Below are 19,784 nucleotides of genomic sequence, written 5' to 3'. Positions count from 1 at the left end.
CGGAGGCACCGCCGGCACCGCCGGCCACGCACGCCCCGCTGCCCCCCGCACGCTCCCGAGGAGCCGACATGGCCGTCCCCACGCTCGAGGCGACACCCGCACCGCCCTCCCCGTCCGGCCGCCGGCGCGGCCGCTGGATCGACCACTGGGACCCCGAGGACCAGGGGTTCTGGGAGCGGACCGGTCGCTCCGTCGCCCGCCGCAACCTCGTCTGGTCCGTCCTGGCCGAGCACATCGGCTTCTCCGTCTGGCTGCTGTGGAGCATCGTCGTCGTCCAGATGACCGCCGACGCGACGACAGGGCTGTCCGCGGCGCCCGGCTGGAACCTGACCACGAGCCAGGCGCTGTGGCTCGTGGCCGTGCCGTCCGGCGTGGGCGCGCTGCTGCGCATCCCGTACACCTTCGCGGTGCCGGTCTTCGGCGGGCGCAACTGGACCGTCGTGTCCGCGCTGCTGCTCGTCATCCCGTGCCTGGGCCTGGCCTGGGCGGTGTCGAACCCCGGCATCCCCTTCGGGCTGCTGCTGGCCGTCGCGGCGACCGCGGGCCTCGGCGGGGGCAACTTCGCCTCGTCCATGGCGAACATCTCGTTCTTCTACCCCGAGCGGGAGAAGGGCTTCGCGCTCGGGCTCAACGCCGCGGGCGGCAACATCGGCGTCGCCGTCGTGCAGAAGGTCGTGCCCCTGGTGGTGGTCGCCGGCGGCGGGCTGGTGCTGGCGCGGGCCGGGCTCATGTACGTGCCGCTGGCCGTGGCGGCCGCGGTGCTCGCGTTCCTCTTCATGGACAACCTCACCGAGGCCAAGGCCGACTGGCGCCCCGTCGTGGACTCCACGCGCCGCCTGCACACCTGGGTGCTGTCCTTCCTCTACATCGGCACCTTCGGCTCCTTCATCGGCTACTCCTCCGCGTTCCCGTCGCTGCTGAAGAGCGCCTTCGACCGCGCCGACATCGCGCTGGCCTGGGGCTTCCTCGGGGCGGGCATCGGCTCCGTCGCACGGCCGATCGGCGGCAAGCTGTCGGACCGGTACGGCGGCGCGCTCATCACGGCGCTGAGCTTCGGCCTCATGACGGTGGGCGGCGTGCTGGCCATCGTGGGCGTCCAGACCGCGCGGCTGCCCGTCTTCTTCGCGGCGTTCATGCTGCTGTTCGTCGCCACCGGCATCGGCAACGGCTCGACGTACCGCATGATCCCGGCGATCTTCCGCTCCCAGGCCCTGGCCCGCGGCGCGGGTCCCGACGAGCTCGTCGCCACGAAGCGGGAGGCCGCCGGCGCGCTGGGCATCATCTCCTCGGTCGGCGCGTTCGGCGGGTTCCTCGTCCCCATCTGCTACGCCTGGGCGAAGGCGAGCACCGGCTCGATCATGCCGGCGCTGCAGCTCTACGTCGGCGTCTTCGTCGTCATGCTCGTCGTCACGTGGGCCTTCTACCTGCGCAGGGGCGCCGCCGCCCGTGCGATCGGCGCCTGATGGGCGCCGACAGCACAGCCGCCCGGCACCTCGTCGTGGTCGGGGGCGGCATGGTCGCCCAGCGGCTCGTCGAGGCCCTGCTGTCCCGGCTCGACGAGGGGTCGGCCGGGACCGGCACGCCCGGCGCCGCCGGACCCGGCTGGCGCGTGACCGTCCTGGCCGAGGAGACCCGGGTCCCGTACGACCGCGTTGCGCTCACGTCCTTCTTCGCGGGCCGGACCCCCGACGAGCTCGTGCTCGGGGACCGTGCGCTGTGGGCCGACCGCCGTGTCGACCTGCGGCTCGGCGAGGCGGCGACGGGGATCGACCGGGCGGCGCGGACGGTCGTCACCTCCACGGGGGCGGCGTTCGCCTACGACGCCCTCGTCCTGGCGACGGGCTCGTCGGCGTTCGTGCCGCCAGTGCCCGGCACGGACCTGCCCGGCGTGTTCGTCTACCGCACGCTCGACGACGTCGAGGCGCTGCAGGCCTACGTGACGGACCTGGCCGCGCGGCGCGCGGCGGAGGGCCGGCCGGTCGTCGGCGCGGTCGTCGGCGGCGGGCTCCTCGGGCTCGAGGCCGCCGGGGCGCTCGCGGCCCTCGGCGCGACGAGCCACGTCGTCGAGTTCGCCCCCCGGCTCATGCCCCTGCAGGTCGACGAGGGCGGCGGCGAGGCGTTGCGCCGCCTCGTCGAGGGCCTGGGCGTCAGCGTGCACACCGGCACGGCCACCGCGCGGCTGCACCCGGTCCCCGCGGACGCCCCCGACGCCGCGACCCGCGCCGGGCACGTCGGGGCGATGGAGTTCGCGCCCCGGCCGGGCGAGGACCGGGGCGAGGTCCTCGACGTCGACGTCGTCGTGGTGGCCGCCGGTGTGCGCCCGCGCGACGAGCTGGCGCGGGCGGCGGGCCTGCCCGTCGGGCCGCGCGGCGGGGTCGTGGTGGACGACGCGTGCCGGACCGACGACCCTGCCGTGTGGGCCGTCGGGGAGGTGGCGTGCCTGGAGGGCCGGTGCCTGGGGCTCGTCGCCCCCGGGTACTCGATGGCCGAGGTGGTCGTCGACCGGCTGCTCGGCGGCGGGGCCTCGTTCCCGGGAGCCGACCTGTCGACGAAGCTCAAGCTGCTCGGGGTCGACGTCGCGAGCTTCGGCGACGCGATGGGCGCCGCCCCCGGTGCCCTGGCGGTCGTCTACGCCGACCCGGTGGCCGGCGTCTACAAGAAGCTCGTCCTGTCCGACGACGCGCGCACCCTGCTCGGCGGCGTCCTCGTCGGCGACGCGTCCGCCTACGCCGGGCTGCGGCCGCTGCTCGGGACCGAGCTGGGCGGGGACCCGGCGGCCTGGCTGCTGCCCGAGGGCGCGGAGGGCGGCGCCGCGGCGCGGACCGCCCTGCCCGACGAGGCGACGGTCTGCTCCTGCAACAACGTCACCGCCGGCCGCGTCCGCGACGCCGTCCGCTGCGACGGGTGCACCGACGTGGGCGCCGTGAAGGCGTGCACGCGCGCCGGCACGAGCTGCGGGTCCTGCCTGCCGCTGGTCAAGCGGCTCGTGACCACCGAGCTCGAGGCCGCCGGCGTGGCCGTGTCGCGCGGGCTGTGCGAGCACTTCGCGCAGAGCCGGGCGCAGCTGTTCGACATCGTGCGCGTCACGGGCATCACGACGTTCACCGAGCTCGTCGAGCGGTACGGGTCCGGGCGCGGCTGCGACATCTGCCGGCCCGTGGTGGCCTCGGTCCTCGCGTCCCTCGTCGGCGGGCACGTGCTCGACGGCGAGGCCGCCGCGCTGCAGGACACGAACGACCACGTCATGGCCAACATGCAGAAGGACGGCACGTACTCCGTCGTGCCGCGCATCCCCGGCGGGGAGGTGACGCCCGCCGGGCTCGTCGCGATCGGGCGGGTGGCGGAGGACTTCGGGCTCTACACGAAGATCACCGGCGGCCAGCGCATCGACCTGTTCGGCGCGCGGATCGAGCAGCTGCCGGCGATCTGGGAGCGGCTCGTCGCCGCGGGGTTCGAGTCCGGCCACGCCTACGGCAAGTCCCTGCGGACCGTGAAGTCGTGCGTCGGTTCGACGTGGTGCCGGTTCGGCGTCCAGGACTCCGTGGCCATGGCGGTGCTGCTCGAGCTGCGGTACCGGGGCCTGCGCAGCCCGCACAAGCTGAAGCTCGGGGTGTCGGGCTGCGCCCGCGAGTGCGCCGAGGCCCGCGGCAAGGACGTCGGCGTCATCGCCACCGACAAGGGGTGGAACGTCTACGTCGGCGGCAACGGCGGCTTCACCCCGCGCCACGCGCAGCTCCTCGCGGAGGACCTGGACGACGAGGCGCTCGTGCGCACCATCGACCGGTTCCTCCTGTACTACGTCCGCACGGCCGACCGGCTGCAGCGCACGGCCCCGTGGCTCGAGGAGGTCGAGGGCGGGCTCGAGCACGTCCGCGCGGTCGTCCTCGAGGACTCCCTGGGCATCGCGGCCGAGCTCGACGCGCAGATGGCGCGGCACGTCGAGGGCTACACGGACGAGTGGGCGGCCACGCTCGCCGACCCCGAGCGGCTGCGGCGGTTCGCGTCGTTCGTCAACGCCCCGGACGCCGCCGACCCCGACCTGACCTACGTCCCGGAGCGGGGCCAGCGCCGCCCCGCGACCCCGGCCGAGCGCGCCGCCGGCGGCGCGGTGCTCGTCGCCGGCCCGACCCTCGAGGTGATGACGCGATGACGACGACCCTGCCCGCCCCCGCGCCTCCCGCCGGGTCGTCCGCACCCGAGGACGCGGCGGCCTCCACCGCCGACGTCATCTGGGTCCGGGTGTGCCGGCTGGCGGACCTCGTGCCCGAGCGCGGCGCGGCGGCGCTCGTCGACGGGCACCAGGTGGCCCTGTTCCGCCTCGTCGACGACGAGGTGCTGGCCGTCGACCACCGGGACCCCGTCTCGGGCGCCAACGTGGTGGCGCGCGGGCTGGTCGGGACGCGGGGCGGCCGGGCGACCGTGGCGGGGCCGCTGTACAAGCAGGTCTTCGACCTGCGCACGGGGGAGTGCCTCGACGACCCCGGCGTGCGGCTCGGGACGTACCCGGTCCGGGTGGAGGGCGACGAGGTGCTCGTGGGACGCCGGTAGGCTCGACCGGTGCTCACCTGGCCGGCCCCGCAGATCCCTGCGCTCCCGGGCCGGGGGGACCCCGTGCGGCTGCGCGACTCCGCGACGGGGACGCTCGTGGTGCCGGCCGACGGCCCGACGGCGTCCCTCTACGTCTGCGGGATCACGCCCTACGACGCGACGCACCTCGGCCACGCGGCCACCTACGTCGCCTTCGACGTGCTCGTCCGCGCCTGGCGGGACGCCGGCCTGGCCGTGCGGTACGCCTCCAACGTGACCGACGTGGACGACCCGCTGCTGGAGCGCGCCGCCGCCACCGGGCGCGACTGGCGCGAGCTGGCCGCCGAGCAGGTGGCGCTGTACGGGGAGGACATGGCCGCGCTCGGCGTCGTGCCGCCGGACGTGTGGACCGGCGCGGTGGAGTCCGTGCCCGCGGTCGTCGCCGCCGTGGAGGCGCTGCTCGCCGCCGGGGCCGCGTACCGCGTGCCGTCGCCGGACGCCCTCGACGACGACCCGGCGCGCGGCGACGTGTACGCCGACCTCGCCGTCGACCCCGCGTTCGGCGCGCTGGCCGGGCCCGGCACCCCCGCCGGGCTGGACGCGGCGGGCATGCGCGCGGTGTTCGCCGAGCGCGGGGGCGACCCGGACCGGCCGGGCAAGCGGTCCCCGCTGGACCCGCTGCTGTGGCGGCGGGAGCGCGCCGGGGAGCCCGCGTGGGACGGCGGGGTGCTGGGTCGCGGCCGGCCCGGGTGGCACATCGAGTGCGCCGTCATCGCCCGGGACGGGCTGGGCCTGCCGTTCGACGTGCAGGGCGGCGGCAGCGACCTCGTCTTCCCGCACCACGAGATGAGCTCGTCCCACGCCCGGGTGCTCGACGACGGCGCCTCGGCGCGCACGCACCTGCACACGGGCATGGTGGGGCTGCACGGCGAGAAGATGAGCAAGTCCAAGGGCAACCTCGTCCTCGTCTCCGTCCTGCGCGCGCGGGGCGTCGACCCCATGGCCGTCCGGCTGGCGATCCTCGCCCACCGGTACCGGGACGACTGGGAGTGGACCGACGAGGTGCTCGCGACGGCGCAGGAGCGGCTCGCGCGCTGGCGCGACGCGCTCGGCGGGAACGGCGGCGCGGAGGCGTCGGGCACGCTCGCCGCGGTGCGGGCGGCGGTCGCCGACGACCTCGACACCCCGACGGCGCTCGCGGCCGTCGACGCGTGGGCGGAGCGCACGTCGGCCGGTAGCGCGACCGACGGGACCGGCGGCACCGGCGGCACCGGCTGGGACGAGGGCGCGCCCGGGCTCGTGGCGCGCACGATCGACGCCCTGCTCGGCGTCCGCCTCTGACGGCCCCCGGCTCGGGCGCGTAGCGGGAGCCGTCGCCGCCCCGCGTCAGCCGTTGGTGCCGCGGTCCCGCCGGCGCAGGTAGCGCTCGAACTCCTGCGCGATCGCCTCGCCGGACGCCTCGGGCAGCTCCGCGGTGTCCTTGGCCTCCTCGAGCTGGCGCACGTAGTCGCCGATCTCGCTGTCCTCGCCCGCGAGCTCGTCGACCCCGTGCTGCCACGCGATTGCGTCCTCGACCAGCTCGCCCAGGGGCACCGTCGCCCCGATGACCTGCTCGATCTTGTGCAGGATCGCCAGCGTCGCCTTCGGCGACGGCGGGTGCGCGACGTAGTGCGGCACCGCGGCCCACAGCGACAGCGCGCGCCGGCCCTGCGCCCGCGCCTCGTGCTGCAGCACGCCGACGATCCCGGTCGGGCCCTCGTAGGTGTTGGCCTCGAGGCCGAGCGCGTCGCGCAGGTCCGGGTCGTCCGTCGTCGCCGACACCGGGATGGGGCGGGTGTGCGGCACGTCCGCCAGCAGGGCCCCGACCGTCACCACGGAGCCCACGTGCAGGTTCGTCGCGATGTCGAGCAGCTCGGCGCAGTAGCGGCGCCACCGCATCGACGGCTCGATCCCGTGCACGAGGACGACCTGGCGCCCGCCGGGCAGCGTCGCGACGGACACCTTCGTCGTGGGCCACGTCAGCCGGCGCTCGCCGTCCGGACCCGGGCCGACGGTGGGGCGGTTCACCTGGAAGTCGTGGTACTCCTCCGGGTCGAGCTCGTCGACCTGCTCCGCGCCCCACACGTCCGCGAGGTGCTCCAGCGCGAGCGACGCGGCGCTGCCCGCGTCGTTCCAGCCCTCGAAGGCCGCCAGCATCACGGTGTCGTCGGACGACAGGGTCCCGCCCTCGGCGGGCACGTGCTCGGTCACCCGCCCAGCCTAGGCGGCGGGTGCCCCGGTAGGCTGACGGTGCCCCGACGGCGTGGCCGCCCCGCGCGGGCCTCCCGCTCCGCGCGTCGCCCCCACCGTCCCGAGGAGCCCCGTGCACCCCACGCCCGTCACGCCTGCCGAGCTGCCCGCCGTCCTGCCCGCCGCCGTCCTGTTCGACATGGACGGGACGCTCATCGACAGCGAGCCGTTCTGGATCGCGGCGGAGACCGACCTCGTCACCGCGCACGGCGGCACGTGGTCGCACGCCGACGGCATGGCGCTGGTCGGCCGGCCGATGCGGTACTCCGCCGGCGTCCTGCAGGCCCGCGGGGTCGACCTCGGGGTCGAGGAGATCGTCGCCGAGCTCAACGCGCGCATGGCCGCCGCCGTCGCGGCGCGCACGCCGTGGCAGCCCGGCGCGCTGGAGCTGGTCCGCGCGGTCCGCGCCGCGGGCGTGCCCACGGCGCTCGTGACGTCGTCCTTCCGCACGCTCGCCGATCCGTTCGCCGCGGCCACCGGCCTGTTCGACGTGGTCGTCGCCGGGGACGACGTCGAGCACCCCAAGCCGGACCCCGAGCCCTACCTGCGCGGCGCCGACCTGCTGGGCGTGGACGTCACCGCGTGCGTCGCGCTCGAGGACTCGCCGTCGGGCATCGCGTCCGCGCTCGCCTCCGGGGCCCGCACCCTGGCGGTGGAGGCGGTCGTCCCCGTGCAGGAGCAGCCCGGGCTCAGCGTGGTGCGCTCGCTCGTGGACGTCGACCTCGCCGTCCTCGCGCGCGTCGCGGCGGGCGAGGTGCTGCGCCGGGCCGACGCGGCCTGACGGGCGCTGCCCCCCCCGCCGTCAGGCTGCGGGGGCCGCGTCGAGCGGCCGGACCCCCGTGGCGTGCTCGACCGCGTCGGGGTCCGGCGGCACGACGGTCCCGCCGAAGGACGGGCACCGGTCCCGGAAGGAGCACCAGTCGCACAGGCGCGAGGGCCGCGCCTCCCACCGGCCCGTGCGGGCGGCCTCCTGCACCGCGGCCCACACCGCGCGCACGCGCTGCTCGAGGACGAGCAGCTCGGCCTCCGTGGGCTCGTGCCGCACGACCGTGCCGTCGCCGAGGTACTCGAGCTGCAGGAGCTTGGGCACGACGCCCCGGGTCCGCCACAGCACCAGCGCGTAGAAGCGCATCTGGAACAGGGCGGACGCCTCGAACCCGGGCGAGGGCGAGCGGCCGGTCTTGTAGTCCACGACCCGCACCCAGCCGTTCGGCGCCACGTCGACGCGGTCGACGATGCCGCGCAGCTGGGGCCCGTCCTCGAGGTCGTGCAGCACGGCGAGCTCCCGCTCCGAGGGCTCCAGCCGCGTCGGGTCCTCGAGGCGGAAGTAGGTGTCGAGCAGCGCCTCGGCGGAGCGCAGCCACGCGGACAGCGCCGCGGGGTCGTCGAACAGGGCGGTGCAGCGCGGGTCCTCGAGCAGGAGCTGCTCCCAGCGGCCCGCCACCATCGCCCGCGCGGCGGCCGGCGTGCGCTCCGCCGCCGGCAGGTCGAACAGGTCCTCGAGCACGGCGTGCACGAGGGTGCCGCGGGCCGCGGCCGGGCTGGCCGGCTCCGGCAGCCGGTCCACCGAGCGGTAGCGGAACAGCAGCGGGCACCGCTGGAAGTCACCGGCCCGGGAGGGGGAGAGCCCCGGCCGCCGCGCGGGTCCCGCGTCGAGGTCGGGGCGGACGGGTGCGTCGATGGTCACGCGTCGAGGGTAGGTGGCCCCACCGACACGCCCCGGCAGGACACCCGCGCAGGACACCGCGCAGCACACCGCGCAGCACACCCGACAGCACACCCCGTGCCACGCCTGGCACCCGGCTGGCATCCGGCTGGCACCCGGCTGGGAACGTCCCCGCACCGCGCCGCGCCCGGACCCCGCGCCACCTACCCTGACCCGGTGAGCGACCCGGTCAGCGCGCCCCCGCCCCCCTCCGCCGCCCGGCCCGTGGCGGCCCCGGGGCGGACGGGCACGCGCAGCCCGGGCTGGGTCCTGGGGCGCGTCGCCGGTGCGCCCGTCGTCCTCGCGCCGAGCTCGGTCGTGGCCGCGCTCGTGCTCGCGGTGGTGTTCCTGCCGGTCGTCGGGAGCCAGTTCCCGGGGCTCGGGGTGGGTGCCTACGGCATCGCGCTGGTGTTCACGGTGCTGCTGTTCGCCTCCGTGCTCGTGCACGAGCTGGCGCACGGCTTCGTCGCGCGGTCGCGCGGGCAGCAGCCGCACGAGTTCGTGCTGACGCTGTGGGGCGGGCACACGTCCTTCGGGGGGGCGTCGCCGACGCCGCTGACCAGCGCGCTCGTGGCCGTCGCCGGGCCGGCCGCGAACCTCGTGCTCGCGGGGGTCGGGTTCGCGGGCGCCTCGCTCGTGGCACCGGGCGGCGTGGCGGACCTGCTCCTGTGGGGGCTCGGCGTCGCCAACGCCTTCGTCGCCCTGTTCAACCTGCTGCCCGGGCTCCCGCTCGACGGGGGACGGGTGGTCGAGGCGGCGGTGTGGGGCGCGGTCCACGACCGGTCGACGGGTACGCGCGTGGCGGCGTGGGCGGGCGTCGTGCTCGCCGTCGGCGTGCCCGTGTGGGTGCTCGGCGGGCCGCTGCTGCGCGGGGAGCGGCCGAGCCTGCTCGGTGCCGTGTGGTCCTGCCTGCTCGGCGCCCACCTGTTCCAGGGCGCCCGCGACGCGCTCGCGGCCGACCGGTGGGAGCGCCGCCGCGACGCCCTGCGGCTCGAGGCGGTCGTGCGGCCGGCGGTCACGGTGCCCGCCGGCGCCAGCGTGGCGCACGCCGTGGGCACGGCCGCCGCCGCGGGCGCGGGGGAGATCGTCGTGCTCGACGAGGCGGGGCGTCCCGTCGGGCGGGTCCGCCGGCCCGACGCCCTCGCCGTGCCCCCGGCCGCCGCGGCGACCACCCCGGTGTCGGCGGTGACCGCCGCGCTGCCGGCCGGAGCCGCGGTCGACGGGCGGCTCGCGGGACCCGCTCTCATGCGGGCGCTCGTGGCGGCCTGCGAGCACTCCGACGTGGCCGTGGCCGTGGTGGACGGCCGCGTCGTCGGGCTCGTCAGCGCCGTCGACGTCGTCGCCCACCTGAGGGCGCGCACCTAGACTGGCCCGTCGTGACCACACCCCCCGCCCCCTCCGGCCCGACGGGCGCCCACCTGCGCCGCGGGGTCTTCCGCCTCGGGGAGCGGGTCCAGCTCACGGACGCCCGGGGGCGGCTGAGCACCATCACCCTCACCGAGGACGGCGCCTTCCACACCCACCGCGGCTACCTGCGCCACGACCTGCTCGTCGGCGCGCCCGAGGGCACGGTCGTGCAGAACACCTCCGGCGTGGAGTACCTCGCGCTGCGGCCGCTGCTGGCCGACCACGTGCTGTCCATGCCGCGCGGGGCCGCGGTGGTCTACCCCAAGGACGCCGGGCAGGTCGTGGCCATGGCGGACATCTACCCCGGGGCGCGCGTGCTGGAGGCAGGCGTCGGTTCCGGCGCGCTGACCATGTCCCTGCTCCGGGCCGTGGGCGACGAGGGTGCCGTGCACAGCGTCGAGCGCCGCGAGGACTTCGCGGCCATCGCGCGCGGGAACGTCGAGGGCTTCTTCGGCGGTCCGCACCCGGCGTGGACGCTGTCGGTCGGGGACCTCGCGGACGTGGCCCCGGCGGCGCACGGCCGCGGGGAGGTCGACCGCGTCGTGCTCGACATGCTCGCGCCGTGGGAGAACATCGACGCGGTGGCCGGTGTGCTCGCGCCGGGCGGCGTGCTCATCGCCTACGTCGCGACGACCACGCAGCTGTCCCGCACCGCCGAGGACCTGCGCAGCGACGGCCGGTTCACCGAGCCGGAGGCCTGGGAGTCGATGGTGCGGGGCTGGCACCTCGAGGGGCTCGCCGTGCGGCCGCAGCACCGGATGGTCGGGCACACGGGCTTCCTGCTGACCACCCGCCGCCTGGCCGACGGGGTCGAGGCGCCGCTGCGCAAGCGGCGCCCGGCGAAGGGCTCCTACCCGGTGACGCCCGACGGCCGCCCGGGCGACGACGGCGGGGAGGACGAGCTGTGGACCGCCGAGGGCCTCGGCGAGCGGTTGCCGTCCGACAAGCACGTGCGGCGCGCGCGACGCGCCGTCGGGCAGCCGCCGGCCGACGCCTGACGGTCCGCCCCCCGGTCCTCGTCGCGAGCAGCCGCACCGCCTGCGCCCGTCCTGGCCGTCGGGGCGTGGTGGCGGTCACGCGCCGCGTTGCGGCGGTGTGACGGGCCGGATACCTGTGTGTCGGTCCGGTGACGACGCGGCCGCACGGCTCGTCGTCGGACCGCGGGCCGCACTAGGGTCGGCGGGGCCGGGTCCTCGGACCAGTCCGCGGGGGCCGGCGCGCCACGACGGACGGAGGCCGACGCGATGACGGACGCGATGACGGGCATGGACGACCGGGGCGGTGCCGAGACGGCCCGCCAGCTGGCGGTGCTCGCCGCGAAGAACGAGCGCCTGACGGAGGCGCTCCTGGCGGCGCGCGAGCAGATCGTCGAGCTCAAGCGGCAGGTGGACGACCTGGCCAAGCCCCCGGGGACGTACGCCACGTTCCTCGGGGCACGCGCCGACGGCAGCGTGGACATCGTCTCGGCGGGCCGCAAGATGCACGTGGGCGCCAGCCCGACGCTCGAGGTCGGCGCCCTGCGGCCCGGCCAGGAGGTCATGCTCAACGAGGCGCTCACCGTCGTCGAGGCGGGCGGGTACGAGAAGGTCGGCGAGCTCGTCACCGTCAAGGAGCTGCTGGGAGACGGGCGGGCGCTCGTCGTCGGGCGGGGCGACGAGGAGCGGGTCGTGCGGTTCGCCGGCCAGGTGGCCGACGCCCGCGTGCGCGTCGGCGACGCGCTGACGGTCGACTCGCGCTCCGGGTTCGTGTTCGAGGTGATCCCCAAGGCCGAGGTCGAGGAGCTCGTCCTCGAGGAGGTCCCGGACATCGAGTACGAGGACATCGGCGGCCTCGGCCCGCAGATCGAGGCCATCCGCGACGCGGTGGAGCTGCCCTTCCTGCACCCCGAGCTGTTCCGCGAGCACGGCCTCAAGCCGCCGAAGGGCGTGCTGCTCTACGGCCCGCCCGGCTGCGGCAAGACGCTCATCGCGAAGGCCGTGGCGCACTCGCTGGCGCAGACGGCGGCCCGGCTGCGCGGCGAGGAGGGCGTCACCGACACCCGCAGCTACTTCCTCAACGTCAAGGGCCCCGAGCTGCTCAACAAGTACGTGGGGGAGACCGAGCGGCACATCCGGCTCATCTTCGCCCGCGCCCGGGAGAAGGCGTCGCAGGGCAACCCCGTCGTCGTCTTCTTCGACGAGATGGAGTCCCTCTTCCGCACCCGCGGGACGGGCGTCTCCTCGGACGTCGAGACGACGATCGTGCCGCAGCTCCTGGCGGAGATCGACGGCGTCGAGCGGCTCGAGAACGTCATCGTGATCGGCGCCTCCAACCGCGAGGACATGATCGACCCCGCGATCCTGCGTCCCGGCCGCCTCGACGTGAAGATCAAGATCGAGCGGCCCGACGCCGAGGGCGCCCGCGAGGTGTTCGCGAAGTACCTCACGCCGGACCTGCCCGTCCACGCCGACGACCTGGCCGAGCACGGGGGCGACGCGCGCGCCACGGTCGAGGGGATGATCGGCCGCGTCGTGGAGCGCATGTACTCCGAGAGCGACGAGAACCGGTTCCTCGAGGTCACGTACGCCAGCGGCGACAAGGAGGTCCTGTACTTCAAGGACTTCAACTCCGGCGCGATGATCCAGAACATCGTCGACCGCGCGAAGAAGACGGCCATCAAGGACCTCCTGGCCACGGGTCAGCGCGGCATCCGGGTGGACCACCTGCTCGCGGCCGTCGTCGACGAGTTCAAGGAGAACGAGGACCTGCCCAACACGACGAACCCCGACGACTGGGCGCGCATCTCCGGCAAGAAGGGCGAGCGGATCGTGTTCATCCGCACGATCGTCCAGGGCAAGAAGGGCCAGGAGGGCGCGCGCACCATCGAGACGGTGACGAGCACGGGGCAGTACCTGTAGGGACGCCCCGGGGGGCGGGCCGTCGGCGCGACGGCCCGCCCCCGTGCCGCGCCTAGGCTGACGCCGTGACGGTGCAGCGGGTGATGGGGATCGAGACCGAGTACGGGGTGCTGCAGCCGGGCAACCCGATGGCGAACCCGATGCTGATGTCGAGCCACGTGGTGGCGGTGCACGCCTCGGCGCGGGAGGGCGCGCGGACCCGGGCGCGGTGGGACTACGACGACGAGGACCCGCTGCACGACGCGCGCGGCTTCCGCCTGGAGCGGGCCTCCGCGCACCCGTCCCTGCTCACGGACGACCCGTCGCGCGCGGCGCCGGCGGGCCCGTCCGGCGACGGGCTGCAGGACCTGCCGCGCTCGGTGGTGGAGGAGTACGACGACCCCGGCGCCGCCAACGTCATCCTCACCAACGGGGCGCGGCTGTACGTCGACCACGCGCACCCCGAGTACTCCTCGCCCGAGGTGCTCAGCCCGCGCGAGGCCGTCCGGTACGACCGGGCGGGCGAGCAGGTCATGCTCGCGTCGGTGCGGGCGCTCGCGGCCAACCCGGCGCTGCCGGACGTGACGCTGTACAAGAACAACGTCGACGGCAAGGGCGCCACGTACGGCATGCACGAGAACTACCTCGTGGAGCGTGCGGTGCCCTTCGCGTCGCTGGCCGCACGCCTCATCCCGTTCCTGGCCACGCGGCAGGTCTACACGGGCGCCGGGCGCGTGGGCCTGGGCCAGCACGGGGAGCGCGCGGGGTACCAGCTCTCCCAGCGCGCGGACTACGTCGAGGCCGAGATCGGGCTCGAGACGACCCTGCGTCGGCCCATCGTCAACACCCGCGACGAGCCGCACGCCGACCCGGACCGGTGGCGCCGGCTGCACGTCATCGTCGGGGACGCGACGATGCTGGAGGCCGCCACGTACGTCCGGCTCGGCACGACCTCGCTCGTGCTGTGGCTGCTCGAGCAGGACACCGCCGGGGAGCACGGCCCGCTGGCCGAGGCGCTCGACGCGCTCGCGCTGCGCGACCCGGTGACGGCGGTGCACACCGTGTCGCACGACCTCACGCTGACGGCCCGGCTGCCGCTGGTGGACGGCCGGTCGCTCACCGCGCTGGAGGTGCAGCGCGCCTACCTCGACGCGGTGCGCGCGGGCCTGGCGGCCGTCACCGGCAGCCCGGACGGCGCCGACGACGAGACGGCCGACGTCCTGCGACGGTGGGCCTCGCTCCTCGACCGGCTGGGCACCGACCCCGCGTCGTGCGCGCGGGAGGTCGAGTGGCTGGCCAAGCTGCGGCTGCTGGAGGGCATGCGCCGGCGGGACCACCTCGGGTGGGACCACCCCCGGCTCGCGGCCGTCGACCTGCAGTGGTCGGACCTGCGGCCGGAGCGCGGGCTGTACCACCGCCTCGTCGGGGCGGGCGCGGTGGAGCTGCTCCTGGCGCCGGACGACGTGTCGGCTGCGGTCCGGCGGCCGCCCGAGGCGACGCGGGCCTACTTCCGGGGCGAGGCCGTCGCCCGCTACGGCGGGCACATCAGCGCGGCGAGCTGGGACTCGATCGTCTTCGACGTGCCCGGGGCCGCGACGCTGCAGCGCGTGCCCATGCGGGACCCGCTGCGCGGCACGCGGGCGCACGTGGGGGACCTGCTCGACGCCAGCCCCGACGCCCGCACGCTGCTGGAGGCCCTCGGCCGGTGACGGCCGCCGCGGGCCGGGCGCGCCGACCCGCGCGGAGGTCACCTGTGGGCGGCCTGGCGACCCGCGTCACACCCGTGGGCCGCGGCCGGGCGCGCGTCCCTCGCGGGCATAGGGTGGAGCAGGTCAACGACCCACCCGGGAGGTCACCATGGCAGGCCAGGAGTACGCCCAGTCCCGCCGGGACGACGAGGAGCCGGACGACGGCGCCGACGTCCCCGTGCCGGCGGCCCCGTCCGCGCAGGACCGCGACGCCGAGGTCGACGCGCTGCTGGAGGAGATCGACGACGTCCTGGAGACCAACGCGGAGCAGTTCGTCCGCGGGTTCGTCCAGAAGGGCGGCCAGTGACGGCCGCCCGCCGTCGCTGAGCACGACAGGGAGGTCAGCATGGTCGACGGTCGCCTGCCCCAGGCGTACACCACCGCCGGGTCGGCGTCGTTCCTGGAGTTCCTGCAGGGGCACGCGCCGGACCTGGTCCCGGGCCGCCTGAGCGCGGCGGCGGGCGCGGCGGGCACGCCGCTGGCGCCGCACGGCACGACGATCGTGGCGCTGACCTTCGAGGGCGGCGCTGTCCTCGCCGGCGACCGGCGGGCGACCATGGGCAACGTCATCGCCAGCCGGGAGATCGAGAAGGTCTTCCCGGCCGACGAGTACTCGGCGGTGGGCATCGCCGGCACGGCGGGCCTGGCGGTCGAGCTCGTGCGGCTCTTCCAGCTCGAGCTGGAGCACTACGAGAAGATCGAGGGCAGCCTGCTCTCGCTCGACGGCAAGGCGAACCGGCTGTCGACGATGATCCGCGGCAACCTCGGGCTGGCCATGCAGGGGCTGGCCGTCGTGCCGCTGTTCGCCGGGTACGACCTCGACCGGCGGCACGGGCGCATCTTCTCCTTCGACGTCACCGGTGGGCGGTACGAGGAGCACGACCACCACAGCGTCGGGTCCGGCTCGCTGTTCGCGCGCGGCTCCCTGAAGAAGCGGTGGCGCCCGGGGCTCGACGCCGCCGGTGCGGTGCGCGTCGCGGTGGAGGCGCTGCTCGACGCGTCCGACGACGACTCGGCGACGGGCGGGCCGGACACGCTGCGCGACGTCTACCCGGTCGTCGCGACCGTGACGCAGGCCGGGTACCTGCGCGTGCCGGACGCGGAGCTGGCCGGGCACGTGGCCGCGCTGCTCGACGAGCGCCGTGCGCTGCACCGGCAGGCGCACCCCGCCCCCAGCACGGACCCGGAGGCCGCCCGATGAGCATGCCGTTCTACGTCTCGCCCGAGCAGCTCATGAAGGACCGGGCGGACTACGCGCGCAAGGGCATCGCGCGCGGTCGCTCGGTGGTGGTGCTGCAGTACGACGAGGGGATCGCCTTCGCGACGGAGAACCCGTCGCGGGCGCTGCACAAGGTCTCGGAGATCTACGACCGCATCGCCTTCGCGGCGGTCGGCAAGTACAACGAGTTCGAGAACCTGCGGGTGGCCGGCGTGCGCTACGCCGACCTGCGCGGCTACTCCTACGCCCGGCAGGACGTCACGGCGCGCGGCCTGGCCAACGCGTACGCGCAGACGCTCGGCACCGTGTTCACGACGGAGTCCAAGCCGCTGGAGGTGGAGATCGTCGTCGCCGAGGTCGGCGCCACCGCGGCCGACGACCAGGTGTACCGGCTCTCCTACGACGGCTCCGTGGCCGACGAGCACGGGTACGTCGTCATGGGCGGCCAGGCCGAGCGCCTGAACGGGATCCTCCAGGCGGGGTGGCGGCCGGGGCTGACGCTGGCGGAGGTGCTCGCGCTCGCGCTGCGGGCGCTGGGTGCGCCGGCGGAGGAGGGCGGTGAGCCGCGGACCCTGGCGGCGGCGCAGCTCGAGGTCGCGGTGCTCGACCGGACGCGGCCGCGGCGCACCTTCCGGCGGCTGGCCGGCGGGCTGCTGGAGGAGCTGCTGGCGGCGCCCGTGGGTGGACCGGCGTAGGTCCGCCGGCGTCGCCGTGCCCCCGACGGGGTGCGACGATGCGCACGGCACGGTGCGTGCACGGTGCCGTGCATGGTCCGGCAGCGGCAGGACCGGGACCTGGACCGGCACGACGAGGCAGCGGGAGGAGCAGCGTGGACCGACGCATCTTCGGGCTCGAGACGGAGTACGGGGTCACGTGCGCGGCCCAGGACGGACGCGGCCTGTCCGCGGACGAGGTGGCGCGCTACCTGTTCCGCAAGGTCGTCGCGTGGGGCCGCTCGTCGAACGTGTTCCTGCGCAACGGCTCGCGGCTCTACCTCGACGTCGGCTCGCACCCCGAGTACGCGACGGCCGAGTGCGACGACGTGCGCCAGCTCGTCACGCACGACCGCGCGGGCGAGCGGATCCTCGAGGGCCTCGTCGCGGACGCCCAGCAGCGGCTGGAGCACGAGGGGCTGCCCGGCCGCATCCACCTGTTCAAGAACAACACGGACTCGGCGGGCAACTCCTACGGCTGCCACGAGAACTACCTCGTGCGCCGCCAGGGGGACTTCTCGCGCCTGTCGGACGTGCTCGTGCCGTTCCTCATCACGCGGCAGGTGCTCACGGGCGCCGGCAAGGTCGTCGTGACTCCGCGCGGCGCCACCTTCTGCCTGTCGCAGCGCGCCGACCACATCTGGGAGGCGGTGTCCTCGGCCACCACCCGGTCGCGCCCCATCATCAACACGCGCGACGAGCCGCACGCCGACGCGGAGCAGTACCGCCGGCTGCACGTCATCGTCGGCGACTCGTCGATGGCGGAGCCGACGACGATGCTCAAGGTCGGCGCGACCGACCTCGTGCTGCGCATGGTCGAGGCGGGCCTGCAGCTCCGGGACCTGTCGCTCGAGAACCCGATCCGCGCCATCCGCGAGATCAGCCACGACGTGACGGGCCGTGCGCCGGTGACGCTGGCCAACGGGCACACGGTGACGGCGGTGGACGTGCAGGCGGAGTACCTGCAGCGGGCCACCGACTTCGCGGCCACGGAGATGGACGTCACCCCCACGGTCAAGGCGGTGCTCGACCTGTGGGAGCGGGGGCTGCGGGCGCTGCGCGAGGACGACCTGTCGCTCGTCGACCGCGAGCTGGACTGGGTCATCAAGTACAACCTCGTCGAGCGGTACCGCGCCAAGCACGGGCTGGACCTCGGCGACGTGCGCGTGCAGCGGCTGGACCTGGCCTACCACGACATCTCGCGCACCGAGGGGCTGTACAACCTCATGGCGGCCAAGGGGCTCGTCGACCGGGTGACGAGCGACCTCGAGGTGTTCGAGGCGACGAGCGTGCCGCCGCAGACCACGCGGGCGCGGCTGCGCGGGGAGTTCGTGCGCGCGGCGCAGGAGGCGCGCCGCGACTACACGGTGGACTGGGTGCACCTCAAGCTCAACGACCAGGCCCAGCGGACGGTGCTGTGCAAGGACCCCTTCCGCAGCGTCGACGACCGCGTGGACCGGCTGATCGAGTCGATGTGAGCCGGCGGGTGCGGGCGGTCGCGGGGCTCGCGGCCGCGCTGCTCGCCGTCGGGTCGCTGGCGGCGTGCACGGCCGACGAGGAGCCCGTGCCGGACCCCGAGGTGACGGTCCAGGGGCTGCCCGGGGAGCGGCCGACGCTCGTGTACGACACGCCCCTCGTCGTGCCGCGGACGCTGCGGGAGACGGTGTGGCCGGGGTCCGGGGACCCGGTGGCGACCGGTGACACCGTGCTGCTCGACTACCTCCTGCAGGACGCGCGCACCGGCGCGGTGCTGGCGGACACGTGGTCGGGCACCCCCGAGGTGCGCACGGTCTCGCCGGAGGAGCTCGGCGCCGACCTCGCGCGGACGCTGACCGGTGCCGCGCCAGGAGCGCGGCTGCTGCAGGTCGGGGCGGGGACCGTCGGCGCGACGGCGGCCGCGGGGGGTGGTGACCCGGCGGCGACGCCCGGGGCGACCTCCGCGGCGACGGGGGCCGCGGGACCGTCGGGGCCGACGGTGACGGTCATCGACGTGCTGCCGCTGCGGGCACAGGGGACCGCGGTGGAGGCCAGGGCCGGCCTGCCGACCGTGACGCTCGACGAGGCGGGCCGCCCGACGCTCGTCCCCGTGGCCGACCCGCCGCCGGCGGACCTCGTCGCCCAGCCGCTGCTGCGGGGCACGGGACCCCAGGTGGCCGCCGACGACGTCGTGACCGTGCAGTACGCGGGCTTCGCCTGGAACGGCGAGGGGTTCGACACGACGTGGGAGACGCGCGAGCCGGTGTCGTTCGCGCTGGCCGACGTGCCGTCCTGGCAGGCGGGCCTCACCGAGCAGACCGTCGGGAGTCAGGTCCTCCTGGTCGTGCCGCCCTCGTATCCTCTCGGGGTGACGACGGAGGGGGCCCGCCTGGCGGGTCAGACGGTGGTGTTCGTGGTGGACGTCCTGGCCGCACGGCCGGTCGGCGGGCTGCCGGCCGCGCAGGCGGCGCCGACGGCGGGGGCGACGGCGGGGGCGACGTCGTGACGCTGGCGCTGCGGGTCATCCCGTGCCTGGACGTCGACGCCGGGCGGGTCGTCAAAGGGGTCAACTTCACGCAGCTGCGCGACGCCGGCGACCCGGTCGAGCTGGCCCGGCGGTACGACCTCGAGGGCGCCGACGAGGTGACCTTCCTCGACGTGTCGGCCTCGTCGTCGGACCGCGAGACGACCTACGACGTCGTGCGGCGCACGGCGGAGGAGGTCTTCGTCCCGCTGACCGTGGGCGGCGGCGTGCGGTCCACGGCGGACGTGGACCGCCTGCTCCGGGCCGGGGCCGACAAGGTCGGGGTGAACACCGCGGCGATCGCCCGGCCCGAGCTCGTCGCCGAGATCGCCGAGCGGTTCGGGTCGCAGGTGCTCGTGCTGTCCGTCGACGCCCGGCGCGTCGTCGACGGCCCGCCCACGCCGTCCGGGTTCGAGGTCACGACGCACGGCGGTCGGCGGGGCACTGGCATCGATGCCGTCGAGTGGGCCGAGCGCGCCGCCGGTCTGGGTGCCGGGGAGATCCTGCTCAACTCCATGGACGCGGACGGCACGACCGCCGGGTTCGACCTCGAGATGCTGCGCGCCGTGCGCGCGCGCGTCGGGGTCCCGCTCATCGCGAGCGGAGGGGCCGGGACGCCGGAGCACTTCGTCGAGGCGGCGCGGGCCGGGGCCGACGCCGTGCTCGCCGCGAGCGTGTTCCACTTCGGCACCATGACCGTCGGGGACGTGAAGGCGGCGCTGGCCGCGGCGGGGGTCGTCGTCCGCTGACGGCGGCCGGGCTCGTCGTCCCCCGGCATGCAGGTGGTATCGCGTCGGCCG

Annotated in this window: 17 protein-coding genes; 15 read left to right on the top strand and 2 right to left on the bottom strand. The window is 75.7% G+C overall.

Annotated elements, in window-relative coordinates:
• Positions 1–68 precede the first annotated feature (68 nt).
• From BM048_RS13100 to mshC, 4 genes are read left to right on the top strand one after another with little or no spacing between them, the layout of a single operon-like run.
• Complete coding sequence (locus BM048_RS13100; protein WP_090033723.1) at positions 69–1,463, top strand: MFS transporter; 1,395 nt, start codon at positions 69–71, stop codon at positions 1,461–1,463.
• Positions 1,463–4,150: a nitrite reductase large subunit NirB gene (gene nirB / locus BM048_RS13095; protein WP_090033721.1), complete on the top strand. Its 2,688-nt coding sequence runs from the start codon at positions 1,463–1,465 to the stop codon at positions 4,148–4,150. The genes BM048_RS13100 and nirB overlap by 1 nt, the downstream gene beginning before the upstream one ends.
• On the top strand, positions 4,147–4,548 hold the full coding sequence (gene nirD / locus BM048_RS13090) for a nitrite reductase small subunit NirD (protein WP_090033719.1): 402 nt from the start codon (positions 4,147–4,149) through the stop codon (positions 4,546–4,548). The genes nirB and nirD overlap by 4 nt, the downstream gene beginning before the upstream one ends.
• 9 nt (positions 4,549–4,557) lie before the next feature.
• A complete protein-coding gene (gene mshC / locus BM048_RS13085) occupies positions 4,558–5,868 on the top strand; it encodes a cysteine--1-D-myo-inosityl 2-amino-2-deoxy-alpha-D-glucopyranoside ligase (RefSeq protein ID WP_090033718.1) in 1,311 nt (436 codons plus the stop codon).
• 45 nt (positions 5,869–5,913) lie between these two features.
• Here mshC and BM048_RS13080 read toward each other — a convergent pair whose 3' ends face one another.
• Positions 5,914–6,723, bottom strand: a complete 810-nt coding sequence (locus tag BM048_RS13080) for a PAC2 family protein (protein ID WP_090033828.1) — start codon at positions 6,721–6,723, stop codon at positions 5,914–5,916.
• A gap of 166 nt (positions 6,724–6,889) precedes the next feature.
• Here BM048_RS13080 and BM048_RS13075 point away from each other — a divergent pair, with 166 nt between their 5' ends.
• Positions 6,890–7,597, top strand: coding sequence for an HAD family hydrolase (locus BM048_RS13075; RefSeq protein ID WP_275407338.1), 708 nt, complete (start codon positions 6,890–6,892; stop codon positions 7,595–7,597).
• Positions 7,598–7,618: 21 nt separating this feature from the next.
• Here the strand turns inward: BM048_RS13075 and BM048_RS13070 are convergent, their stop codons facing one another.
• Positions 7,619–8,503 (bottom strand): RecB family exonuclease, encoded by an 885-nt coding sequence (locus BM048_RS13070; protein WP_239078787.1) that lies wholly within the window; start codon positions 8,501–8,503, stop codon positions 7,619–7,621.
• A 195-nt stretch (positions 8,504–8,698) separates the two neighbouring features.
• Here BM048_RS13070 and BM048_RS13065 point away from each other — a divergent pair, with 195 nt between their 5' ends.
• The 10 genes from BM048_RS13065 (at position 8,699) to hisF (ending at position 19,733) form a co-directional block, all read left to right on the top strand.
• A complete protein-coding gene (locus BM048_RS13065) occupies positions 8,699–9,886 on the top strand; it encodes a site-2 protease family protein (protein WP_239078788.1) in 1,188 nt (395 codons plus the stop codon).
• An 11-nt stretch (positions 9,887–9,897) separates the two neighbouring features.
• Positions 9,898–10,926 (top strand): tRNA (adenine-N1)-methyltransferase, encoded by a 1,029-nt coding sequence (locus BM048_RS13060; protein ID WP_090033715.1) that lies wholly within the window; start codon positions 9,898–9,900, stop codon positions 10,924–10,926.
• A gap of 246 nt (positions 10,927–11,172) precedes the next feature.
• The gene (gene arc / locus BM048_RS13055) at positions 11,173–12,825 is read left to right on the top strand and encodes a proteasome ATPase (protein WP_239078789.1); all 1,653 of its coding nucleotides are present in this window, start codon (positions 11,173–11,175) and stop codon (positions 12,823–12,825) included.
• A gap of 65 nt (positions 12,826–12,890) precedes the next feature.
• Positions 12,891–14,513: a depupylase/deamidase Dop gene (dop, locus tag BM048_RS13050; RefSeq protein WP_090033714.1), complete on the top strand. Its 1,623-nt coding sequence runs from the start codon at positions 12,891–12,893 to the stop codon at positions 14,511–14,513.
• Between the two features lie 148 nt (positions 14,514–14,661).
• A complete protein-coding gene (locus tag BM048_RS13045; protein WP_090033712.1) occupies positions 14,662–14,859 on the top strand; it encodes a ubiquitin-like protein Pup in 198 nt (65 codons plus the stop codon).
• Positions 14,860–14,898: 39 nt separating this feature from the next.
• The gene (prcB, locus tag BM048_RS13040) at positions 14,899–15,753 is read left to right on the top strand and encodes a proteasome subunit beta (RefSeq protein ID WP_090033710.1); all 855 of its coding nucleotides are present in this window, start codon (positions 14,899–14,901) and stop codon (positions 15,751–15,753) included.
• Positions 15,750–16,466: a proteasome subunit alpha gene (gene prcA / locus BM048_RS13035; RefSeq protein WP_090033709.1), complete on the top strand. Its 717-nt coding sequence runs from the start codon at positions 15,750–15,752 to the stop codon at positions 16,464–16,466. The genes prcB and prcA overlap by 4 nt, the downstream gene beginning before the upstream one ends.
• Before the next feature lie 134 nt (positions 16,467–16,600).
• Positions 16,601–17,962: a Pup--protein ligase gene (gene pafA, locus BM048_RS13030; protein WP_090033707.1), complete on the top strand. Its 1,362-nt coding sequence runs from the start codon at positions 16,601–16,603 to the stop codon at positions 17,960–17,962.
• Entirely contained in the window at positions 17,959–18,966 is a 1,008-nt protein-coding gene (locus BM048_RS13025) for an FKBP-type peptidyl-prolyl cis-trans isomerase (protein ID WP_090033706.1), read from the top strand. Before pafA ends, BM048_RS13025 begins: the two co-directional genes overlap by 4 nt.
• On the top strand, positions 18,963–19,733 hold the full coding sequence (gene hisF / locus BM048_RS13020) for an imidazole glycerol phosphate synthase subunit HisF (RefSeq protein ID WP_090033704.1): 771 nt from the start codon (positions 18,963–18,965) through the stop codon (positions 19,731–19,733). The genes BM048_RS13025 and hisF overlap by 4 nt, the downstream gene beginning before the upstream one ends.
• The last annotated feature ends 51 nt before the right edge of the window (positions 19,734–19,784 follow it).

Source organism: Cellulomonas marina (genome assembly GCF_900111925.1).
GTDB lineage: Bacteria > Actinomycetota > Actinomycetes > Actinomycetales > Cellulomonadaceae > Cellulomonas > Cellulomonas marina.
Note: the sequence above shows the minus strand (reverse complement) of the source record. Positions and strands in the feature narration are given on the sequence as shown.

Excerpts from the sequence above, each read along its gene's own strand:
- BM048_RS13100 (WP_090033723.1), top strand. The coding sequence starts at position 69 with ATGGCCGTCCCCACGCTCGAGGCGACACCCGCACCGCCCTCCCCGTCC.
- nirB (WP_090033721.1), top strand. The coding sequence starts at position 1,463 with ATGGGCGCCGACAGCACAGCCGCCCGGCACCTCGTCGTGGTCGGGGGC.
- nirD (WP_090033719.1), top strand. The coding sequence starts at position 4,147 with ATGACGACGACCCTGCCCGCCCCCGCGCCTCCCGCCGGGTCGTCCGCA.
- BM048_RS13080 (WP_090033828.1), bottom strand. The coding sequence starts at position 6,723 with ATGCTGGCGGCCTTCGAGGGCTGGAACGACGCGGGCAGCGCCGCGTCG.
- arc (WP_239078789.1), top strand. The coding sequence starts at position 11,173 with ATGACGGACGCGATGACGGGCATGGACGACCGGGGCGGTGCCGAGACG.
- BM048_RS13045 (WP_090033712.1), top strand. The coding sequence starts at position 14,662 with ATGGCAGGCCAGGAGTACGCCCAGTCCCGCCGGGACGACGAGGAGCCG.
- prcB (WP_090033710.1), top strand. The coding sequence starts at position 14,899 with ATGGTCGACGGTCGCCTGCCCCAGGCGTACACCACCGCCGGGTCGGCG.
- prcA (WP_090033709.1), top strand. The coding sequence starts at position 15,750 with ATGAGCATGCCGTTCTACGTCTCGCCCGAGCAGCTCATGAAGGACCGG.